The sequence below is a fragment of the Pseudomonas sp. FW507-12TSA genome (assembly GCF_058781435.1).
In genome coordinates, this window is the sequence record NZ_JBYSWT010000003.1 from 1 (window position 1) to 20,063 (window position 20,063).

Here is a 20,063-nt window from a genome sequence, read left to right on the forward strand (position 1 = left end):
GGCTCCAGTGGTGGTGGCGGGGCTTCGGGCAGCTGGTGAGCCTCGTGCCTGGGCACCGGCCATGGGGAATGGGCCCAGGCTGATAGGCCAAGGCCCGGCTGCTTCAGTCGTGTAGCAGGCTGGCGCCGTACTGGTTGAAGCTGTTGCCCAGGGCCGCGTTGCCATTGACGTTGAGCCTGGCCATGCCGCCGCCGAGCCGGCAGGCATCCGAGTAGCAGGAATGGTGGGTGGCGCTGGAGCAGGCACCGAGCAGCAAGACGGCGCCAATCAATAGCACTCTGATGCAGTTCAACTTCATGTTCAGCAACTCCAGGTCCGGACCGGGGATCGAATGGGCTGGCGCTTCTAGCGCTGTCACATATTGATACATGTTCTGCTTTTGCGATAGCCGGGGGTTGTTCGCCAGGCGCCAGGACGTTTGTTTCCTGGTGCGGGAACCGGTAGAAAGAACCCACGCATTCAGAAAACAGATGAGCCCATGAGCGACATCGAGAAATCCACTAGCCGCCTGTTCGACCTCGACCTGCTGCGAGCCATAGTCACGGTGGCCGACTGCGGTAGTTTCACCACCGCGGCCACGCGCCTGCACTCCACCCAGTCCACCGTCAGCCAGAAGATTCGCCGCCTGGAAGAAATGGCCGGGCATCGCTTGCTCGAGCGCGGCAACCGCGATGTGCTGCCCACCGATGCCGGCGAGACGCTGCTGGGTTATGCCCGGCGCCTGCTGGCGCTGAACGACGAAATGCTCGAGGCGCTGTCCGGGGCCACGGTGGCGCTGACGGTGCGTATCGGCGTGCCGGATGACTTCGCCACCGGGCGGACCACCGAACAGCTGGCGGCCTTCAACCGGCGCTATCCGCAGGTCAAGCTGGAGGTCACCAGCGGCATGAGTCGTGACTTGAGCGCCAGTTACGACCGTGGCGAGCTCGACCTGGTGTTGCTCAAGCAACGCCGGAGCAGCCGCGAGGCGCAGGCCTGCTGGCCGGAAAAGACCCGTTGGGTGGACAGCGCCAGGAACCCCTGCATCGACCTGGACCCGCTGCCCATCGTGACTTTCCCGCCTAGGGGGGTGTACCGCGATGAAATGATCAGCGCCCTGGAAGGCATCGGTCGGCGTTGGCATATCAGTTTCACCAGTTCCAGCCTCAGTGGCCTGCAATCGGCCATCGCCGATGGCATGGGCATCGGCCTGCTGCCGCTGCGGGCGGTGACGGCGGAACACCAGGTGCTGGCCAAGGCCAGCGGACTGCCGGCGGTGGATGTGTTCGAGGTGGCATTGCTGCACCGCCCGGCGGCCGATCCCATGGTCAAGGAGCTGGCTCGGGTGCTGTCCCGGGTGCTGGCCCAGGACACGCGCGGATGAGCTTGTTAGATATTCTATAAATGAATGTCACCTATTTCAGTATTTAATTTGTGCATGAAGGGGCGGCTGGATATCGTGGTGCCCATGGCGGCCCACGCCACGCCGTTGACGTACCGGGCCCAGGCTTTGTCCACCCTGCCTGCCGTGACGGGCGGGGCAGCAAAACAACAATGAGGAGAGTCTCCATGTCCAAGTCCACTTACTACGCGCCGCATGGCGGGCACCCGGCCCAGACCGAGCTGCTCACCGACCGTGCGATGTTCACCGAAGCCTACGCGGTGATCCCCAAGGGCGTGATGCGCGATATCGTCACCAGCCACTTGCCCCACTGGGACAACATGCGCATGTGGGTCATCGCCCGCCCGCTGTCGGGTTTCGCTGAAACCTTCTCCCAGTACATCGTCGAAGTCGGCCCCAACGGCGGCAGCGACAAGCCCGAGCAGGACCCCAACGCCGAGGCGGTGCTGTTCGTCGTCGAGGGTGAGGTGAACCTGACCCTGCAAGGCCAGCAACACGTGCTCACGCCTGGGGGCTATGCCTTCATTCCGCCGGCCGCCGACTGGAAGCTGCGCAACACCAGCGGCACCGAAGCGCGTTTCCACTGGATTCGCAAGCATTACCAGAAGGTCGATGGCGTGCCGTACCCGGAGGCTTTCGTCACCAACGAGCAAGACATCGAGCCACGGGTGATGCCCGACACCGAAGGTCGCTGGAGCACCACCCGCTTCGTCGACATGAGCGACATGCGCCATGACATGCACGTCAACATCGTCAACTTCGAGCCGGGCGGCGTGATTCCGTTCGCCGAGACCCATGTCATGGAACACGGTCTCTATGTGCTGGAAGGCAAGGCGGTGTATCGCCTGAACCAGGATTGGGTCGAGGTCGAGGCTGGTGACTTCATGTGGTTGCGTGCGTTCTGCCCGCAGGCCTGCTACTCCGGCGGCCCGGGTCGCTTCCGCTACCTGCTGTACAAGGATGTGAACCGCCAGATGCGCCTGACCCTGAACGCGCCGCATTGATGCGCAGGGCCAGGGCAGCGATCGACTGCTGCCCTGGCTGTCCAGGTTCCGCACCAGGCCGGCGAGCGATCGCCGGTTTTCTTTTGCCCCGGGAAAAGCGTTTCGCCTGCTGGGCCGCATCACCTGGCCGTGGATGCCGACGCCAGAGCGGCTGGCGCCAGCAGTGCCGGAACATTCCAGGGTGGCGCGACAGTGTGTCGCACTGGCGTGATGGACGAGCCTGGTCTTTGCTGTGTCGGGCCTGGCGCCGTGCCGGGTGGTCCACTTCACGTCATGTGGGGCAGGTGTCCTGCCCCAGGTAGAGGGGCGTTCAACTACGCAAAAGGACACGGACCGTTATCGATGTCTCGACCAAGGAGGTCATGTTGAAAATGAAATTTCTGGCGGCTTCGCTGCTGCTCTGGATGTTCTCGATGACCGCGCAAGCGGGTTGCGCGGTATTGGGGCCCTGGGATGATCCGTGCTCGGAAGCCGTGCTCGGTCCGACTCCTACATTGTGCGAATGCCCATGACTGAATCGCGCTCCGACCAGGACGGTGGAATCTTGTGTGACTGACCAGGAGGTCTTGAATGAAGAAAATGTTGTTGGCGGCATTGCTGCTATGCGGTTTCTCCCTGACTGCCCAAGCTTCTTGCCCGGTGTTCGGTCCGTCCAAGGATCCATGCAGCGGCCCGGTATTTGGTCCGTCTACCTGCGAGTGCCCATGAGGTAACTTGCCTGGCGGGTCCGGCCGGTGCCGGGCCCGCACGCCGGGAAGACTGTCTTGGGTTGCGAGAGATCCCGGCCGATCGCGGTTGCTGGAAGGCCACCCAGCGTTCAGCGACAATAGCGCCCTTCGATTTTCCCCCGCCAAAGCAAGGAGCAACCCGGTGAGAGCTGTTTATGGCACGGCCTATGTCGACCAGTTGATCGACAGCCGCAGCTACGAGGCGATGGCCATGCTCGGTGCGCATATGGAGGCGGCCGCACCGGCTCCCGACCAGCCGGACCTGGGTCTGCCGCCGCCGCTGTTCGTCTATCTGGAAGCCCTGACCTGGTTCGCCCAATCGGTTCGTTCCGGTGCCTGGACCTATTTTGAAGCGACGCCACATCCTCGGCAGCAAGCGATGCGTGACAACCTGCTGGCGCTGGATTGCGATGGCTGGCGGGAGCGCTATGTCTTTGGCATGGATCACTGGGACGACGAGGCTTCGATGGCGGAGCTGGATCGGTGGATCGACGCATCCGAGCCGGAGCAGGAGTCCTGGCTGTTGCAGTTGCTGGACACCCATCGTGATCGGCTCAAGCAGCTGCTGTGCCGCGCCGCACACCTCCATTTGAGTGAGCCAGATGCGTAAGGCGGACCGCCTGTTCCAACTGGTCAACCTGATCCGGCGTCACCAGCAAGTGTTTTGAAGGGGGCGCATAGCCGCGTACAGAGACTGGTAGAGCAGCGCAACAAGATCGGCATTTTGCTAGGCTGCGGCCTTTTTCAAGGGATGGTCTTATGTCTGATCGGTTCATGACGGTTGATCTGCAAAGCAGGAAGCAGTTTGTAAAGGAGGTTGTGCAGGAACTGGGCTATGCACTGGTCAATGAGAATGAGCGATCGGTTTTCTTTGAGGGCGCTAACAAGATTGTCTATGGCGTCAATCTCAGTACCCTCGACGATGGTTATGTCGCGATCAACTTCGCGGTAGCCGCCGGGCGCACGGTGGACGATGCACAGCGCATTGCCGTGTTGAATCACTTCAATCATGACTACAGGGTCTTGAAGTGCTTCTACAGTGAGAAGCCTTCCTTGTTGTTCAGCATGGAGTCCTTTGTTTTTTCAGAAGAGGGTTTCGTGAACTTCTTCAACTACTCCGCAGGCGCTCTCGAAGAAGCCTATGCTGAATTGCAAGCGCGTTTCCCAGGGGCATATTGATATCCAGTGCAGAACAGGGGTCGGAAAGGTCGAGTTGTTGCTGGATGGGAAGAGTGCGATGAGGTTTGATCCGTACATCAGGATCGTAGGCTAGCCCCAGCAGGACCATCGTTCAGGGGCAGCGCCCGAGCCGATATCCGAACGCTGGCATATGCAGTCTTGGTGATGGCTGGTTCAGTGGCTTCAGCGCGGCATCTTGAGGAAAGCCCGGTTGTGTACCGGGCTTTTTTATTGTTTGGGGCCGTTGTTGTGAGAAGGGTATATTTCAGTAGGCCCAGGGTGGTTCAAAAGCCCTCGGGGTAAAGTGCTGTGTCCTTCTTGGAGCAGTTCATTGCAGCTATTCGTTTAGCAAAGGGCAGTTGGGAAAAGCCCTGCATGGATGGCATTAGCTGTTCTTGTTGTTTGCGAGCGGATTCAAGCGAAACCGACAATATTCTTGAATTGAAGTACCTGCATTGCTCCAAACGTTCCGTTTCGGTCCTGGGCATCGGCACCGCATCGACTTCCTTTTGATACTCCTCGCTCTGTTTGCTTGCACAGCCCGATGAAACCGCAGCTGCAAGAGAAATCATCACAAAAAACAAGAACCTCATACTTGACCTTCACTCTACTTATTGGGGATTCGAGATAGCTGGGGCAGGGGTGGCAAACTCTACCTGGAGTACTTGCCCGAGACTGGTTTCGAGCGGGTAGGGGACCTGCGCCAGGGCGATGTGATATTGCCGGTTCGCTCGCCGCTGCCCAACTACACGGGAGTCTATCTGGCCGATGGCGTGCTCAAGAGCGAGCCGGAACATTACCCTGCGCCTGGCTCCATCCTGCACCATCTTTATGGCCATGCCAGCGAACGCGACACCTATGGTGGCTACTGGCCGGAAGTCATCGTGAGCTACTGGCGGCACTTGGCAAGCTACTCGGCAAACATGGTGTAGCGGAGGCCGCTGGAAAAATGGCCGTCTCAAGCTGGGAAAGAAATCTTCCTTCAAGCCGCGTTATCCCTTCAAAGAGTACATTCCTTGCAACTGCACCGGTGTCAGCGCAGGAAGCTTCTGCGTCTGCCTGACCCTTATTCGTTTATTTTCGGTACGCACGTTGAGTGGATAGTAACTCGCGCCATACTCAAAGTTGCCTTCGCAGGTCTGCACACGCCATGCACCGAAGCGTACGCCGTTGCTTCCAAAGGTGGATTGGTACTGATCCAAGCGACTCACACAACCGTCTTGGAAATCTGCTTTTATCAGATGTGCCCATTCCTGGGAGATTTCGTCATTGGCAGCGCCAGAAGCTGACGCCAGCAGAAAGATGAGAGCGAGAACTCCTCGGCTCAGTGAGGGCATGACGGCAATTCCTTTGCGTACACAGAGGGAGACCCCGGCGCGCTGGGGTGGAGCGCTCGCCTCAGGTGTGCTTTCTCCAGCTTCCCGACCTGGGCAATCGCCTCGGCGGATCTGCGCTTCTCATCCTCGGGCATCTCTGCACCCTTGATGTGGGTGGTTGGAGAATGTACAGGGCGGCCACATGGGGGGCTTAGGGATGAGTGCGCACGAACTGCAAGGCTGTGACGATCAGGATGGGTCCATGACGTCCTCTCTCAACAGCGAATACTGCACTAGATCGTGATATGTACTTCCCCAGTACCCGGCTTTGCGAAGAACGCCTTCACGCACGAAACCCATGCGCTCAAGCAGATTCAATGACGGTACGTTCTTGGGGTGAGCGAGCGCCTCTATCCTGTTCAGATCCATGTAGGCGATACCCCAATCAATGCATGGTCTGATCGCTTCACTCATGAAGCCTTTCCCCTGAGCTGATTGAGCCAGTTCAAAGCCGATCGAACAGCTCCTCCATGAGCGGTTCCACTTGAACAGTCCGCAGGTCCCAATCAGCTTCCCCTGGGAGAGGTCCTCCAGGCCCCAGCGAATGCCCGGGTTGGGTGCTGCACGCCAGCTATTGAATAGCTCAACAAGCTGCTCTGCTTGCTCAATGTGAGCGATGGGATCAGAGCCGAACCACTTCATGGCATCTGCATCACTATGGATTTCTAGCAAGGTCGGTGCATCGTTTTTTGTCAGCTCTCGCAGGCGTAGGCGTTTTGTAAGAAGGGTTGGAAACTCAATCATTGCCAGCTGTTCCTGTGGGCAAACATCGTTGCTCCTGGACATGAAAAAAACCGGCGTTTGGCCGGGCTTGGCCCTGAACTAGATGCCTATACCATCCCGATGTCACTGCAGTTCTCCGATCAGGGGCGATGTTCGCGCCTTGAGTTCATCCCGTTGAGCCAGTAAAGCCCTGGACTCTGCCTTTGCTGCGTTACTAGATACCGTAATGGCTGTGGTGCGTGCGGGGTTGGTAGGTTTATCCAAGTCTTCATTCAACATGGAGATGACCCCCATTTTAATTGTGATCATTGTGGGCAATACAGGCTCTTGCTGAATGGGGGAGGGCTTTGCGTCCAGGATGGATGGGTGCACAAGGTGGATGGTAGATTCCGTGCGTTTACTAGCAAAGGAGTTGCGATATGGCGGTGGTAACGTTCGTGTTTAAGCTTAAGACCAAGAGCGGCAGTGGCATGAGTAATGTGCTCCAGAATGGTAGCGACCAGCGGGATGCGGAACGCAAGATCCTGGAGAAGTATCCAGGCGCAACCATACTAGATGCCCGTCGGCAGTGACGTAGAAGCCCGGCCCCGCGCTGGGCTTTTTGCATCTGGAGCATGCCAAATGCCTCTTGGATTTCAGATACATAGAAGATTCACATTGCCTTAGAATGGCCCTTTCCCGCCTTTCAAAGGAATGATTACGTGGTGAGCACCAACGCCATCTGCTGCCCGCAATGCCAAGGTCAAAACGTCCAGCTTCTGTCCGTCATCCATGCTGCTGGCACCTCTCACATACAAGCGACCCATCAGGCGCAATCCCAATCCGGATTCGGCCCCAGCGTGACTGTAGAAACCACGGGCCGTCATCAGACCCATTTGGCTGCAAGCGTCGCCCCTCCAGGGGCTAAACGCCTGCTTGGTCCGGTAATCCTTACTGGGGTGGGCGCTATCATCTTGTACGACGGTCTGAAACTATCATGGGAAGTGGACTGGACCAGGTTCTTCATCGGCGTGACGTTCATAGCCATTGGTGTGATCGGGTTCGTCCGGCACTGTCGATACAACATTAAGCAATATGATGAATACGAAGAGTGGCGCCGCACTTGGCTATGCCACGCTTGCGGCACTCGATTCCAACCGTGAATGGCGTAAGAGGGCACCTTCGGGTGCCTTTTCTTTTTTACGTCTTGTGAGGGGGCGCTTGCTGATCAAAGCCGAGGCAGGGTGTATGTGTGAGCAGGCCTATGTCCTGCAACTGAGCATGTCGTGGGGCAATCTGTACGACAATCAATGCCATTAAATGCCAAGCGACCTTATATCCAGCTGCTTCGAAAAAGCCCGAGCACAATCGGCATGTGCTGCGATGAGCGTCGCAGCTTTAGATCGAGCGCTGGTTAACTCGCGCCGACAACTGTTCGGCGCTCTCCTTTCGTTCTGAGTAGCGATCTACCAGGAAGTCTTGGCGGTCGCGCAGCAGTAAGGTGAACTTCACCAGCTCTTCCATAACGTCGACCACTCGGTCGTAGTAAGCCGAAGGCTTCATACGCCCAGCATCATCGAACTCCAGGTAGGCCTTGGGCACTGAGGACTGGTTGGGAACAGTGAACATGCGCATCCACCGGCCGAGTACGCGCAGTTGACTGACTACGTTGAATGACTGCGAGCCGCCGCAGACCTGCATCACTGCCAGTGTCTTGCCCTGTGTCGGGCGCACAGCTCCGAGTGATAGGGGAATCCAGTCGATCTGGGCCTTGAACACTGCGGACAGCGCACCATGGCGCTCAGGGGAGCACCAGACCTGTCCCTCTGACCACTGCACCAGATCGCGCAATTCCTGCACCTTGGGGTGTTCTACCGGAGCATCATCAGGCAATGGCAGGCCGGATGGATTGAAGATGCGAATCTCTGCGCCGAAGTGTTCCAGCAGACGGCCAGCTTCCTCTACCAGTAGGCGACTGAAGGAGCGCTCGCGGGTCGATCCGTAGAGCAACAGAATGCGGGGTTGATGCTCGCTGGTGCGGTTGGTTGTTGGCGACTTATCGAAGAGTGAAAGGTCGAGATTGGGCAGATGTTCTGACATGGTTTTCTCCTGCTCAAAGAGCGCCGATGCGGTCCAACTCACGCTTGAGTGCATCGCGGTCGAGTGTGTCGAAGGGAAGGGCGAAGAAGGCTTTGCAGCGCAGCTCAATACGGGCCAGCGTATTGCGGAATGCGGCCTCGATTGATGTTTCATCGCCCACCACGTCGGATGGATCTTCCAATCCCCAATGGCTTTTCACTGCTGGTCCGAAGTAGACCGGGCAGGCTTCACCGGCGGCCTTGTCGCAGACAGTGATGACGATATCTGGCGGGTTGCCTTCGAAGTCGTCGTTACCTTTGCTGCGTAGGCCTGCAGTGCAGATACCGGCTTGCTGCAATGTGGTGAGGCTACGGGGCAGCACCTGACCCTTGGGGAAACTACCGGAACTGACTGCTTCAAATCCTGTGGGGGCCAGGTGGTTGAACAGCGCTTCGGAAAGAATGCTGCGGCAGCTATTGGCCGTGCACATAAACAGGACTCGCATGTAGAGCTCCCCCGCTTCTTGGCGGACGTCAGAGGCTCAGGCGCAGTGCCAGGGCCGAAAGGGTGATCAGTAGAACTGGGAGGGTTAGCAGCGTGCCAACCTTGAAGTAGTAGCCCCAGGTGATACGTATGCCTTTACGTTCCAGCACATGCAGCCAGAGCAACGTGGCAAGGCTGCCTATAGGGGTGATCTTCGGACCGAGGTCACAGCCGATGATGTTGGCGTAGATCATTGCCTCGCGTACAAGACCCTCAGCCCCACTGGCCTGGATCGACAAGGCGCCTACTAGCACGCTGGGCATGTTGTTCATGATCGAGGACAGGAATGCTGAGAGCAGTCCGGTACCAATGGCAGCGCCCCATAGGCCCTGTTCGGCTAGTCGGTCGAGCTGTTGGGTGAGCAGATCAGTCAGGCCTGCGTTTTTCAGCCCATAGACCACCAGGTACATACCTAGGGAGAAGATCACCACCTGCCAGGGCGCTTCGCGTAGCACTCGGCGGGTTGAGATGCGGTGGCCACGGGCGGCAACGGCAAAGAGGATGGCGGCGCATGCAGCGGCAACTGCGCTGACCGGAATACCCAATGGCTCTAGGGCGAACAGGCCGACGAGCAACACCAGCAGGGTCCACCATCCCACGATAAACGTGGCGCGGTCATGGATGGCCGTTTTGGGTTCCTTCAACGCATCCAGCGCGTAACGGCGTGGGATATCACGACGGAAGAACAGGAACAGCACTATCAACGTGGCCGCAACGCTTGCCAGATTGACTGGCACCATCACCGAGGCGTACTCGGCAAAGCCCAGGTCGAAGTAGTCGGCTGAAACAATGTTCACCAGGTTAGAAACCACCAGAGGCAAACTTGCAGTATCAGCGATGAAGCCCGCAGCCATGACGAAGGCCAGCGTCGCGGCCGGCGAAAAGCGCAGGGCAAGCAGCATCGACATAACAATTGGGGTGAGGATCAGCGCTGCGCCGTCGTTGGCAAATAGCGCTGATACCGCAGCGCCCAGCAGCACACAAAAAGCGAACAAGCGGTAACCGCTGCCGTTTGCCCAGCGCGCTACATGTAAGGCAGCCCATTCGAAGAGTCCAGCCTCGTCGAGCAGCAAGCTGATGATGATAACGGCGATGAACGTAGCGGTGGCATTCCAGACGATGGCCCATACGGTGGGTATGTCACTCAGAGAAACAGCTCCGCTGGCCAGGGCGATGCCAGCCCCTAGTGCAGCGCTCCAGCCAACACCGAGGCCCTTGGGTTGCCAGATGACCAGAACGAGGGTGAAAACGAAGACGGCGATAGCAATCAGCATGGAAAAACTCGCTCGTTGAAGGTCAGCAGCATGCGGTATCACGAACGGGCCGGCCGTCCATGTTCTGTAGGCGAAGTGTGTTCTCAGCGAGCCACTCGGTATTGGCCTGCAGCGTTACCTGCAGCATCTCCTGTACCCAGGACGGGAGTTCTGGATTGAGGCGGTAATACACCCACTGGCCCTGGCGACGATCCAGCAGCAGACCACTGGAGCGCAGTTGTGCCAGGTGGCGGCTGATCTTCGGTTGGCTGTCATCGAGGGCACACATCAGCTCGCAGACACAGAGTTCGCCCAGGCTGGCGATGAGCAGAGCCGCACGGGCGCGGGTTTCGTCAGCCAGGTTCTTGAAGAGAACTAGTGGGGTGATCATTGGGGTGGCTCGAATATATGGAAATTCGAATATATGGATGTCCATATATTTATGGCAAGCCGATTTTAGGGCAAAACGGGGCCGCCAAGAGTCGTCTTAGGTTGAGGGCCGACTGACAAGGGCTCGTATTTACGGGCCTTGACCGGCCTAAGCAGAAATAGGAAGGGGGCTCTAGTAACTGCCGGTCATGGTGTGTGGTAAGACCAGACCATCCTGAGATTATGAAAATATAGGGGCGCCACCTAGGCCGGACCACTGGTCCTGGTGTTCTGTCGGCAGGGTGTCGCAGGAGGGAGGTTGCGGAAACTAAAGAAATGATGCGGAAACGGGCAACGGGTGACGGTAGGGGTTCGTGAGCAGCAGAAACAAAAAAGCCCTGAATAATCAGGGCTTTATCGTAGAGATTTGGCGGAGGCGTAGAGATTCGAACTCTAGGACCTGTTACAGTCGGCGGTTTTCAAGACCGCTGCCTTAAACCACTCGGCCACACCTCCAGATCGCATTGCGGGCGCCATAATACCCGAATGAAACACACTGTCAAACTCTCTGCGTCGCGCGCTACAGCGCCTCTGTTATCATCCTTGCCACTAAATGTTTCAACCAACAGGAGTGTCGCCATGCGCGAACAGGATTACGCAGTTAACAACGGCGTGCAGGCCGAGCAGCTAGAGGTTAGCCGCGTCCTGCGCAACACTTATGGCTTGCTGGCCCTGACCCTCGCTTTCAGCGGGATCATGGCCTACGTGGCACAACAGATGCGCGTCGGTTACCCGAACGTCTTCGTCGTACTGATCGGTTTCTACGGTCTGTTCTTCCTCACCAGCAAACTCCGTGACTCGGTCTGGGGCCTGGTCTCGACTTTCGCCCTGACCGGTTTCATGGGCTTTTTGCTGGGCCCGATCCTCAACCGCTACCTGGGCATGCAGGGCGGCGCTGAAGTGGTCAGCTCGGCCTTCGCCATGACCGCACTGGTGTTCGGCGGCCTGTCGGCCTACGTGCTGATCACCCGCAAGGACATGAGCTTCCTGGGTGGTTTCATCACCGCCGGTTTCTTCGTCCTGATGGGCGCCGTGCTGGCCAGCCTGTTCTTCCAGATCAGCGGCCTGCAACTGGCGATCAGCGCCGGCTTCGTGCTGTTCTCCTCGGTGTGCATCCTGTTCCAGACCAGCGCCATCATCCACGGCGGCGAGCGCAACTACATCATGGCTACCATCAGCCTGTATGTATCGATCTACAACCTGTTCGTCAGCCTGCTGCAGCTGTTCGGCATCATGAGCCGCGACGACTGATCCTCAGCTTCCAGCTTTGAAAAAGCCCGCTTCGGCGGGTTTTTTATTGCCCGGATTTTCTTGACCGGAGCAGGGCAGATGTTCACTCCATGGGCGGCAAACGGCGCTTGATCGGTGACTTCTTGATGATCGAGGTGTTGGTCTCGGCGTACTGGTTGAGGCGGTCCAGCAGGCTGTCCAGTTGTTCCATGGAGCGCACCTGCAGGCGTGCGAAAAAGCAGTCGTCGCCGGTGACCTTGTCGCACTCGGTAAACTCGGGGATCGCCAGGATCTGTCGTTCGACTTCCTGCAGTTTTCCCGGCAAGGGGCGGATGCGCACGATGGCCTGCAATTGATACCCCAGGAATTTTGGGTCGATTTCCAGGGTGTAGGCGCTGATCACCCCTCGTTCCTCTAGTCGGCGCAGGCGCTCGGCGACACTGGGGGCGGACAGCCCGCTGATCTGCCCCAGGGCCTTGAGTGAACGTCGGGAGTCTTGCATCAGGGCGCTGATCAGCGTCTGGTCGATGGCATCCAGCATGGCAGTCTCGTTAGGTAGATGGGCTTTCTTGCCTTGATAAAAAAGGCGAAGGCTGAGTCTAGCCTAGGATTTTCTCTGGTGAGGCCGTAGTTGAGTTACGGATAATCTGGCGACCGATAAAGGAGCCTTATGATGGATGCATTGATTCGTCGCGGATCGCTGGAAATGAGCGCCGCCATGCTGATTTCCGGAACCATTGGCTGGTGCGTCCTGGTCTCGGGGCAACCGGTCTTGGACGTGGTGTTCTGGCGCTGCCTGTTTGGCGCCGCGACCTTGCTGCTGGTCTGCGCTGCCCTGGGCTTGCTGCGCAAGGACATTCTCACGCAACGGGTCCTCTTGCTGGCGGTGGTCAGCGGCGCGGCGATCGTCGGCAACTGGGTGCTGTTGTTCGGCTCCTATTCCCGGGCCTCGATCGCCATCGGCACCGCGGTGTACAACGTCCAGCCGTTCCTCCTGGTGGGTTTGGGGGCGTTGTTCCTGGGGGAAAAAATCACTGCGCAGAAATTATTCTGGTTGTGCCTGTCGTTCGGCGGAATGCTGGCCATCGTCAGTGCCCATGAAGGGCAGGGCGAGTCTGGCGATGATTACCTGCTGGGCATCGGCCTGGCCCTGGGCGCAGCCTTGTTGTATGCCTTCGCCGCTCTGCTGATCAAACGCTTGAGTGGAACCCCGCCGCACCTGATCGCCCTGATCCAGGTCTGCACCGGTGTGTTGCTGCTGGCGCCCTGGGCCAACCTCGGCACGCCACCCCGGGAGGCGAGCGCCTGGGCCAGCCTGCTGGCGCTGGGCATCATCCATACGGGACTGATGTACGTGCTGCTGTACGGTGCGATCCAGAAGCTGCCCACGGCGTTGACCGGGGCCTTGTCCTTCATCTATCCGATCGCGGCGATCTTCGTCGATTGGGTGGCGTTCGGTCACCGCCTGGGCTGGCTGCAGTGGCTCGGGGTCGGTGCGATCCTGCTCGCCGCCGCCGGCATGCAGCAGGGCTGGAGCCCGAGGTTACGCCGCAGCGCCTTGCAGTGAGCCGGCCTGCACCGGTCGGCACCTGGCCTTGACAGCCCGGGGCGCAGCGCTAGATTTCAGCATGCGCCGCAAAGTTTGCGCCGCATTTCCTCTTGATCCAGACGCCTGGCGATCCGGCCATCCGTGCCTGGATCATTGCCGGGTGCCTGACGCCGCCCCGGTGATCGATGACCTGTCATTGCCAACTCGCGCCGCGCAGGGCCGGTTGGCCCTGGAGCGATCATGAGCACTCGACGCAAGGTTCCCGGAGTCCGCAACTACGATGGTCCCGCCGGTGGCTGGGGCGCGCTCAAGGCCACGGCCACGGCCGTACGCGAGCAGATGGACACCCTCAAGGCCCCCCTGACCCTGATGCGTACCAACCAGCCCGACGGTTTCGATTGCCCGGGTTGCGCCTGGCCGGACAAGGAGCACAAGTCGACCTTCCAGTTCTGCGAGAACGGCGCCAAGGCGGTGACCTGGGAAGCCACCAACAAACGGGTGACGTCCGAGTTTTTGGCCAGCCATCCGGTGGCCTCGCTGCTGCAGCGTTCGGATTATCAGTTGGAGGACCTCGGTCGCCTTACCGAGCCCCTGGTCTACGACCGCGCCAGCGACACCTTCAAGCCGGTGCCCTGGCAGGCCGCCTTCGAGCGCATTGGCCAGGTCCTGCGTGGCCTGAAGCCCGAGCAGGTGGAGTTCTACACCTCGGGCAGGGCCTCCAACGAGGCGGCCTACCTGTACCAGCTGTTTGCCCGGGAATATGGCTGCAACAACTTTCCCGACTGCTCGAACATGTGCCATGAGCCCACCAGCGTCGGTTTGCCCAGGTCCATCGGGATCGGCAAGGGCACGGTATCGCTGGAGGATTTCGATGTTTGCGAGCTGATCATCTCCATCGGCCACAACCCCGGCACCAACCACCCGCGGATGATGGGCACCCTGCATGAGGCGTCACGCCGCAAAGTGCCGATCATGGTCTTCAACCCTTTGCGCGAGCGGGCCCTGGAGCGCTTCGCCGATCCGCAGAACATGGTGGAGATGGCCACCTATGGCTCCACGCGCATCGCCTCCTCGTACTTCCAGGTCAAGGCCGGAGGTGACGCCGCGGCGGTCAAGGGCATCATGAAGGCCTTGTTGGCCCTGGAGCAAAGCCTTGGGCAGGTGCTGGACCGCGACTTCATCGCCCAGCACACCCTGGGCTTCGCTGCCCTGGAGGCCGACCTGCACGCCACCCAGTGGGCGGATATCGAACAGGCCAGCGGCCTCAAGCAGAGCGACCTGGAGATGGTCGCCGCGGCCTATGCCAAGTCCAATGCCACCATCGTCACCTATGGCATGGGCATCACCCAGCACAACGAGGGCACCGCCAATGTGCGGCTGATCTGCGACCTCTTGATGCTGCGAGGCAACCTGGGCAAGCCCGGGGCGGGGATCTGCCCGCTGCGTGGCCACTCCAACGTGCAGGGCAACCGCACCGTGGGCATCACCGAAAAACCCGCGCAGGCGTTCCTCGACAAGCTCGAGCAGGTGTTCGGCTTCAAGCCACCGGCCAGCCATGGCCATGACGCGGTGCAAGCGATGCAGGCGATCATCGCCGGCCAGTCCAAGGCCTTGCTGTGCCTGGGGGGCAACTTCGCCGTGGCCCTGCCGGACCCGGGCCAGTGTTTCCCGGCCATGGCCCAGCTCGACCTGAGCGTGCACATCGCCACCAAGCTCAACCGCAGCCATCTGCTTGTAGCTAAGGAAACCTACGTTTTTCCCTGCCTGGGCCGCACTGAAATGGACGTGCAGGACGGCATGCGCCAGGCGATCACCGTCGAGGATTCGATGTCCATGGTCCATGCCTCGGCCGGCAAGCTGGCCCCGGCCTCGCAAGCCCTGATGTCGGAACCGGCGATTGTCGCCGGCATGGCCAAGGCGACGCTGACCGCGAGCAAGGTGCCGTGGCTGGAACTGGTGACCGACTACGACAAGATCCGCGACCTGATCGAGAAGACCGTCCCCGGCTTCGACGACTACAACGCCAGGATCCGCGTTCCCGGAGGCTTCCGCATGCCCCTGGCGGCGGCCGAGCGCCAATGGCTGACGCCCTCGGGCAAGGCCGAGTTCTTCGTCTTCCCCGGCTTGCACGAAGACAAGGAAGTGGATGGCGCCGATGTCCTGCGCCTGGTCACCCTGCGCAGCCATGACCAGTACAACACCACCATCTATGCCCTGGACGATCGCTATCGTGGGGTCTTCGGTCGTCGCGACGTACTGTTCATCAGCCCGGCGGACCTGGCGGCCCGGGGCCTGGCCCATGGCGAGCTGGTGGACATCGAGACGGTGACCGACGGCCGGCGCCTGCGCTACGAGAACATCACCGCCATCGAGTACAAGATCGCCCCGGGTACCGTCGGCGCCTATTACCCCGAGGCCAACCGCCTGGTGCCGCTGGACTACCTGGACGTCGACAGCGGCACGCCGTCCTACAAGTCGGTACCGGTGCGGGTGCTGCGCGCGGGCGTTTAGCCGCCAGGTTGGGCAGCCGATCCCCTGGAAGGTCCTGCGGAGCTTGGCGCAGCTTCGCAAGCTCAGCAGCGGCTACAGGTGCTTCGTGTAGCCGCTGCCGCAGGCTGCGCCCGGGCGCGCAGCGGCCGCCCCTGGATTGGCCAGCCGATGCCCTGGAAGGTCCTGCGGATCTTGGTGCAACTGCGCAGGCTCGACAGCGACCACAGGAGTGGGTGGCTACGGCGCCGCAATCTGCTAATTTCCGTGGGTGATTTTTTGACCGTAGCCTGTGGAATCCAACATGACGACACCTTCATCCTCGGCCGGGCGCTTGCCCGAGCCCCAAGCTGTCTGCAGCCCCATTACCCGCAGCGCGATCTTCATCGTCGCCACCCTGGCGCCCGGTGCCGAAGCGGCGCAAGTCCTGCGCGAGTGGTGCGCCGATGTCGCCGGGCGAGTGCGCTCGGTGGGCAAGCGGGTACCGGCGGGCAACCTGACCTGCGTCTGTGGTTTCGGCTCCGCCGCCTGGGACCGGTTGTTCGGCGGGCCGCGCCCGGCCGCGCTGCATCCGTTTCGTGAAGTGGGGGTAGCGGGGCGGCTGGCACCGTCCACCCCTGGCGACCTGCTGCTGCATATTCGCGCCGAACAGATGGACCTGTGCTTCGAACTCGCCACCCAGTTGCTCAAGCCGTTGGGTGCTGCGATCGAAGTGGTGGACGAGGTCCAGGGCTTTCGCTACTTCGACATGCGCAGCATGGTGGGTTTCGTCGACGGCACCGAGAATCCGGTGGGCCGCGAAGCCGTGGACTTCACCCTGGTGGGCGACGAGGACCCGCAGTTCGCCAATGGCAGCTACGTCCTGGTGCAGAAGTACCTGCACAACATGAGCGCCTGGAACGAACTGACCGTTGAGGCCCAGGAACGCATCATCGGCCGGACCAAGCTGGACGACATCGAGCTGGACGACGGGGTCAAGCCCAGCTGTTCCCACAGCTCCCTGACCACCCTCGAGGAGAACGGCGAGGAGGTGAAGATCCTGCGCGACAACATGCCGTTCGGCCGGCCAGGGGCCGGGGAGTTCGGTACCTACTTCATCGGGTACGCGCGCTCGCCACAGCCGGTGGAACAGATGCTGGAAAACATGTTCGTCGGGCGGCCGGTGGGCAACTACGATCGCCTGCTGGACTACAGCACGGCAGTGACCGGCGGCTTGTTCTTCGTGCCTTCGGCCGAGCTGTTCGAAGACTTGGCCGAACGCGAGCCAACGCCCCTCTGAACGCACAAGCCCCCGACACGCAAGTGCGTGCCGGGGGCTTGTGGGTAATGGGCCTCGATCAGTGGCTGCGCATGCCCGCGGCTTGCATCAGCAGCCGCAACAACCCGGCCACCAGCCCCAGGCTGACCACGCTGGCCAACCAGATGCCGGCCATCCACAACAGTTGCCGCCACCCCGGAACGGGGCGTGTGACTTGTGTCTTATCCATGGGCCAGCTCCAGGACCAGGGCCGTGGTGCAGGCCAGTGTCAGTATCGCCCCCAGGTACAGCAGGCTCAGTTGTGCCACCTGGCGGTGCAAGGGCAGGCGGGCCAGGGTTTCGTACAGGGTTGGGTGTTCAGTGGTAGCCATCGCCGATCCTCACTTTGCCGCGGAACACGTAGTAGCTCCAGCAGGTGTACATCAGGATGATCGGCAGGATGAACAGCGTGCCGATCAGGATGAACAACTGGCTGGTCAGGGGCGAGGCCGCTTCCCACAGGCTGATGGACGGCGGCACGATGTTCGGCCAGATACTGAAGGCCAGGCCGATGTAGCCCAGGAACACCAGCACCAGGGTGAACACGAACGGCCAGTGCGAATGATGCTGGCGCAAGGTTCCGAGCAAGCCCCAGAACGCCAGCAGGCCCAGCACCAGCAGCGCGCCGAAGATCACGATATGGGCGTGGCCGAACCAGCGGGTGGCGATCTCCGGATGCAGCATGGGGGTCCACACGCACAGCACCGCGATCACCGCCGTCAGGGCGAACGCCAGGGGCCGGGTGTAGTGGCGCATGCGTGCTTCGAGCATGCCTTCGGTCTTGACCAGCAGCCAGGTGCTGCCCAGCAGCGCATAGGCCACCACCAGCCCCAGGCCGCAGAACAGCGGGAAGGGCGCCAGCCAGTCCAGGGTGCCGCCGGCGAACTGGCGATCGACCACCGGGATGCCGCTGATATAGGTGCCGATCACGATGCCCTGGCACAGGGTCGCCAGCAGCGAGCCGCCGATGAAGGCCAGGTCCCAGATATGTCGCTTCTCGGGGCTGGCCTTGAAGCGGAACTCGAAGGCCACGCCACGGAAGATCAGCCCCGCCAGCATGAACACCAGCGGCAGGTACAACGCCTCGAGGATCACCGAATAGGCCAGCGGGAAGGCGCCGTACAGCGCCGCGCCGCCGAGCACCAGCCAGGTCTCGTTACCGTCCCAGACCGGGGCCACGGTGTTCATCATCACGTCCCGTTCCCGGGCATCGGGGATCAGCGGGAAGAGAATGCCGAGCCCCAGGTCGAAGCCGTCCATGATCACGTACATCATCACCCCGAAGGCAATGATGACGCCCCAGATCAACGATAGATCTATGCCTTGAATAGCCATGATCGTTTCCCTTGTTTCAGTTGTGGTGATCGCCGGACGCGAACGTCTCGGAGATGGCGGACAGCGGACGACGCGGGGTCGGTTCCTGGGCCGGCGTGGCTTCGGGCAGGTGCTCGTGGTGGGGCTGCGGGCCCTTGCGCACCAGCTTCATCATGTAGCCGATGCCCACGGCGAATACCGAGAAGTAGATCAGCACGAACAACGCCAGGGACACGCTCAGCTGCATCACGCTGTGGTTGGACGCGGCATCGCTGGTACGCAGCAGGCCGTAGACCACCCAGGGCTGGCGACCGACTTCGGTGGTGATCCAGCCCGCCAGCATGGCGATCAGCCCGGTGGGGCCCATCAGCAGGACCAGGCGCAGGAACCAGCGGTTGCGGTACAGCGCGCCGCTGCGCCGCAGCAGCAGGCCCAGCACCCCGGTGAGGATCATCAGCATGCCGAGCCCGGCCATGATGCGGAAACTGAAGAACACGATGGCCGAGTTGGGTCGGTCTTCCTTGGGGAAGCTCTTGAGCGCAGGGATCTGCTTGTCCAGGCTGTGGGTCAGGATCAGGCTGCCCAGGTACGGCACCTCCAGGGCGTAGTCGGTCTTCTCGCCGTCCATGTTGGGCAGGCCGAACAGCACCAGGGGCGAGGGCTCGTCACCGTGGTTTTCCCAGTGCCCTTCGATGGCGGCGATCTTCGCCGGCTGGTGTTCCAGGGTGTTGAGGCCGTGGGCATCGCCGACCACCGCCTGGATCGGCGCGACGATCAGCGCCATCCACAGCGCCATCGACAGCATCTTGCGCACTTGCGGCGTGTCGTTGCCGCGCAGCAGGTGCCAGGCGCCGGAGGCCCCGACGAAGAACGCCGTGGAGACGAACGCGGCGATGGCCATGTGCGCCAGGCGGAAGGGGAACGACGGGTTGAAGACGATCGCCAGCCAGTCCATGGGCATGATCCGCCCATCGACGATGGAGAAGCCCTGGGGCGTCTGCATCCAGCTGTTGGAGGCCAGGATCCAGAAGGTCGAGATCAGGGTGCCGATGGCCACCATCACCGTGGAGAAGAAGTGCAGTCCGCGGCCGACCCGGTTCCAGCCGAACAGCATGACCCCGAGGAAACCCGCTTCGAGGAAGAACGCGGTGAGTACCTCGTAGGTCAGCAGGGGGCCGGTGATGCTGCCGGCGAAGTCCGAGAAACGACTCCAGTTGGTGCCGAACTCATAGGCCATGACCAGTCCGGAGACCACGCCCATGCCGAAGTTGACGGCGAAGATCTTCGACCAGAAGTGATACAGGTCCTTGTAGGTGTTGTTGTGGGTCTTGAGCCAAAGCCCTTCGAGCACGGCCAGGAAACTGGCCAGGCCGATGGTGATGGCCGGGAAGATGATGTGGAACGAGACCGTGAACGCGAACTGGATGCGCGCCAGGTCCAGTGCCTGTAGATCAAACATGACGATACCCTCGTAAAGGCTGGATGCCGTGCAGCCGCCGCCCGTTCGCCGCT

Annotated in this window: 25 protein-coding genes and 1 tRNA gene; 12 read left to right on the forward strand and 14 right to left on the reverse strand. The window is 60.8% G+C overall.

What is annotated here, in order from left to right; translation table 11 throughout:
* Positions 1 to 103: 103 nt before the first annotated feature.
* Positions 104 to 298, reverse strand: coding sequence for a hypothetical protein (locus AC3WK8_RS03665; protein WP_103326838.1), 195 nt, complete (start codon positions 296 to 298; stop codon positions 104 to 106).
* Positions 299 to 478: 180 nt separating this feature from the next.
* Between AC3WK8_RS03665 and AC3WK8_RS03670 the strand changes: the two genes are divergently transcribed.
* The 6 genes from AC3WK8_RS03670 (at position 479) to AC3WK8_RS03695 (ending at position 4,292) form a co-directional block, all read left to right on the forward strand.
* Positions 479 to 1,363 carry a LysR family transcriptional regulator gene (locus AC3WK8_RS03670; RefSeq protein ID WP_022639572.1) on the forward strand — a complete coding sequence of 295 codons (885 nt, stop codon included), beginning with the start codon at positions 479 to 481 and terminating at the stop codon, positions 1,361 to 1,363.
* 185 nt (positions 1,364 to 1,548) lie between these two features.
* Positions 1,549 to 2,385 (forward strand): bifunctional allantoicase/(S)-ureidoglycine aminohydrolase, encoded by an 837-nt coding sequence (locus AC3WK8_RS03675; protein WP_022639570.1) that lies wholly within the window; start codon positions 1,549 to 1,551, stop codon positions 2,383 to 2,385.
* Between the two features lie 365 nt (positions 2,386 to 2,750).
* Positions 2,751 to 2,897, forward strand: coding sequence for a PA0050 family protein (locus tag AC3WK8_RS03680; protein ID WP_103326878.1), 147 nt, complete (start codon positions 2,751 to 2,753; stop codon positions 2,895 to 2,897).
* 58 nt (positions 2,898 to 2,955) lie between these two features.
* Positions 2,956 to 3,093 carry a PA0050 family protein gene (locus AC3WK8_RS03685; protein ID WP_167334584.1) on the forward strand — a complete coding sequence of 46 codons (138 nt, stop codon included), beginning with the start codon at positions 2,956 to 2,958 and terminating at the stop codon, positions 3,091 to 3,093.
* Positions 3,094 to 3,255: 162 nt separating this feature from the next.
* Positions 3,256 to 3,723 (forward strand): hypothetical protein, encoded by a 468-nt coding sequence (locus AC3WK8_RS03690; protein ID WP_103326840.1) that lies wholly within the window; start codon positions 3,256 to 3,258, stop codon positions 3,721 to 3,723.
* A gap of 149 nt (positions 3,724 to 3,872) precedes the next feature.
* Positions 3,873 to 4,292, forward strand: coding sequence for a hypothetical protein (locus AC3WK8_RS03695; protein WP_053136495.1), 420 nt, complete (start codon positions 3,873 to 3,875; stop codon positions 4,290 to 4,292).
* A gap of 284 nt (positions 4,293 to 4,576) precedes the next feature.
* Here the strand turns inward: AC3WK8_RS03695 and AC3WK8_RS03700 are convergent, their stop codons facing one another.
* Positions 4,577 to 4,885 (reverse strand): hypothetical protein, encoded by a 309-nt coding sequence (locus AC3WK8_RS03700; RefSeq protein WP_103326842.1) that lies wholly within the window; start codon positions 4,883 to 4,885, stop codon positions 4,577 to 4,579.
* 72 nt (positions 4,886 to 4,957) lie between these two features.
* Here AC3WK8_RS03700 and AC3WK8_RS03705 point away from each other — a divergent pair, with 72 nt between their 5' ends.
* Positions 4,958 to 5,224: a hypothetical protein gene (locus tag AC3WK8_RS03705; RefSeq protein WP_256592449.1), complete on the forward strand. Its 267-nt coding sequence runs from the start codon at positions 4,958 to 4,960 to the stop codon at positions 5,222 to 5,224.
* A gap of 60 nt (positions 5,225 to 5,284) precedes the next feature.
* Here the strand turns inward: AC3WK8_RS03705 and AC3WK8_RS03710 are convergent, their stop codons facing one another.
* Together AC3WK8_RS03710 and AC3WK8_RS03715 are read right to left on the reverse strand one after the other, a co-directional pair.
* Positions 5,285 to 5,629 (reverse strand): hypothetical protein, encoded by a 345-nt coding sequence (locus AC3WK8_RS03710; RefSeq protein WP_103326844.1) that lies wholly within the window; start codon positions 5,627 to 5,629, stop codon positions 5,285 to 5,287.
* 228 nt (positions 5,630 to 5,857) lie between these two features.
* The gene (locus tag AC3WK8_RS03715) at positions 5,858 to 6,412 is read right to left on the reverse strand and encodes a GNAT family N-acetyltransferase (RefSeq protein WP_103326846.1); all 555 of its coding nucleotides are present in this window, start codon (positions 6,410 to 6,412) and stop codon (positions 5,858 to 5,860) included.
* 680 nt (positions 6,413 to 7,092) lie between these two features.
* Between AC3WK8_RS03715 and AC3WK8_RS03720 the strand changes: the two genes are divergently transcribed.
* Positions 7,093 to 7,533, forward strand: a complete 441-nt coding sequence (locus AC3WK8_RS03720; protein ID WP_085600298.1) for a hypothetical protein — start codon at positions 7,093 to 7,095, stop codon at positions 7,531 to 7,533.
* A gap of 235 nt (positions 7,534 to 7,768) precedes the next feature.
* On the opposite strand, the gene arsH is transcribed toward AC3WK8_RS03720, so the two are convergent.
* The 5 genes from arsH to AC3WK8_RS03745 form a co-directional block, all read right to left on the reverse strand.
* Positions 7,769 to 8,470, reverse strand: a complete 702-nt coding sequence (gene arsH, locus AC3WK8_RS03725; protein ID WP_103326851.1) for an arsenical resistance protein ArsH — start codon at positions 8,468 to 8,470, stop codon at positions 7,769 to 7,771.
* A 13-nt stretch (positions 8,471 to 8,483) separates the two neighbouring features.
* Entirely contained in the window at positions 8,484 to 8,954 is a 471-nt protein-coding gene (locus AC3WK8_RS03730; RefSeq protein ID WP_103326853.1) for an arsenate reductase ArsC, read from the reverse strand.
* A 28-nt stretch (positions 8,955 to 8,982) separates the two neighbouring features.
* The gene (locus tag AC3WK8_RS03735) at positions 8,983 to 10,266 is read right to left on the reverse strand and encodes an arsenic transporter (RefSeq protein ID WP_103326855.1); all 1,284 of its coding nucleotides are present in this window, start codon (positions 10,264 to 10,266) and stop codon (positions 8,983 to 8,985) included.
* 22 nt (positions 10,267 to 10,288) lie between these two features.
* Positions 10,289 to 10,636, reverse strand: a complete 348-nt coding sequence (locus tag AC3WK8_RS03740) for a metalloregulator ArsR/SmtB family transcription factor (RefSeq protein ID WP_103326857.1) — start codon at positions 10,634 to 10,636, stop codon at positions 10,289 to 10,291.
* Positions 10,637 to 11,042: 406 nt separating this feature from the next.
* Positions 11,043 to 11,130, reverse strand: a tRNA-Ser gene (locus AC3WK8_RS03745).
* 123 nt (positions 11,131 to 11,253) lie between these two features.
* Between AC3WK8_RS03745 and AC3WK8_RS03750 the strand changes: the two genes are divergently transcribed.
* Positions 11,254 to 11,925, forward strand: coding sequence for a Bax inhibitor-1/YccA family protein (locus AC3WK8_RS03750; protein ID WP_022639478.1), 672 nt, complete (start codon positions 11,254 to 11,256; stop codon positions 11,923 to 11,925).
* An 82-nt stretch (positions 11,926 to 12,007) separates the two neighbouring features.
* Here AC3WK8_RS03750 and AC3WK8_RS03755 read toward each other — a convergent pair whose 3' ends face one another.
* Complete coding sequence (locus AC3WK8_RS03755) at positions 12,008 to 12,445, reverse strand: Lrp/AsnC family transcriptional regulator (RefSeq protein WP_103326860.1); 438 nt, start codon at positions 12,443 to 12,445, stop codon at positions 12,008 to 12,010.
* Between the two features lie 132 nt (positions 12,446 to 12,577).
* Between AC3WK8_RS03755 and AC3WK8_RS03760 the strand changes: the two genes are divergently transcribed.
* From AC3WK8_RS03760 to AC3WK8_RS03770, 3 genes are all read left to right on the forward strand, one after another.
* A complete protein-coding gene (locus AC3WK8_RS03760) occupies positions 12,578 to 13,471 on the forward strand; it encodes a DMT family transporter (RefSeq protein WP_103326861.1) in 894 nt (297 codons plus the stop codon).
* Between the two features lie 222 nt (positions 13,472 to 13,693).
* Complete coding sequence (locus AC3WK8_RS03765) at positions 13,694 to 15,964, forward strand: FdhF/YdeP family oxidoreductase (protein WP_103326863.1); 2,271 nt, start codon at positions 13,694 to 13,696, stop codon at positions 15,962 to 15,964.
* Positions 15,965 to 16,244: 280 nt separating this feature from the next.
* The gene (locus AC3WK8_RS03770; protein WP_103326864.1) at positions 16,245 to 17,219 is read left to right on the forward strand and encodes a Dyp-type peroxidase; all 975 of its coding nucleotides are present in this window, start codon (positions 16,245 to 16,247) and stop codon (positions 17,217 to 17,219) included.
* Between the two features lie 58 nt (positions 17,220 to 17,277).
* On the opposite strand, the gene AC3WK8_RS03775 is transcribed toward AC3WK8_RS03770, so the two are convergent.
* From AC3WK8_RS03775 to AC3WK8_RS03790, 4 genes are read right to left on the reverse strand one after another with little or no spacing between them, the layout of a single operon-like run.
* Positions 17,278 to 17,427: a DUF2474 domain-containing protein gene (locus AC3WK8_RS03775; RefSeq protein ID WP_083235762.1), complete on the reverse strand. Its 150-nt coding sequence runs from the start codon at positions 17,425 to 17,427 to the stop codon at positions 17,278 to 17,280.
* Entirely contained in the window at positions 17,420 to 17,569 is a 150-nt protein-coding gene (locus AC3WK8_RS03780; protein WP_178088071.1) for a hypothetical protein, read from the reverse strand. Before AC3WK8_RS03780 ends, AC3WK8_RS03775 begins: the two co-directional genes overlap by 8 nt.
* The gene (cydB, locus tag AC3WK8_RS03785; protein WP_085597875.1) at positions 17,556 to 18,572 is read right to left on the reverse strand and encodes a cytochrome d ubiquinol oxidase subunit II; all 1,017 of its coding nucleotides are present in this window, start codon (positions 18,570 to 18,572) and stop codon (positions 17,556 to 17,558) included. The genes AC3WK8_RS03780 and cydB overlap by 14 nt, the downstream gene beginning before the upstream one ends.
* A gap of 16 nt (positions 18,573 to 18,588) precedes the next feature.
* Positions 18,589 to 20,010, reverse strand: a complete 1,422-nt coding sequence (locus AC3WK8_RS03790; RefSeq protein WP_085597876.1) for a cytochrome ubiquinol oxidase subunit I — start codon at positions 20,008 to 20,010, stop codon at positions 18,589 to 18,591.
* Between the last annotated feature and the right edge of the window lie 53 nt (positions 20,011 to 20,063).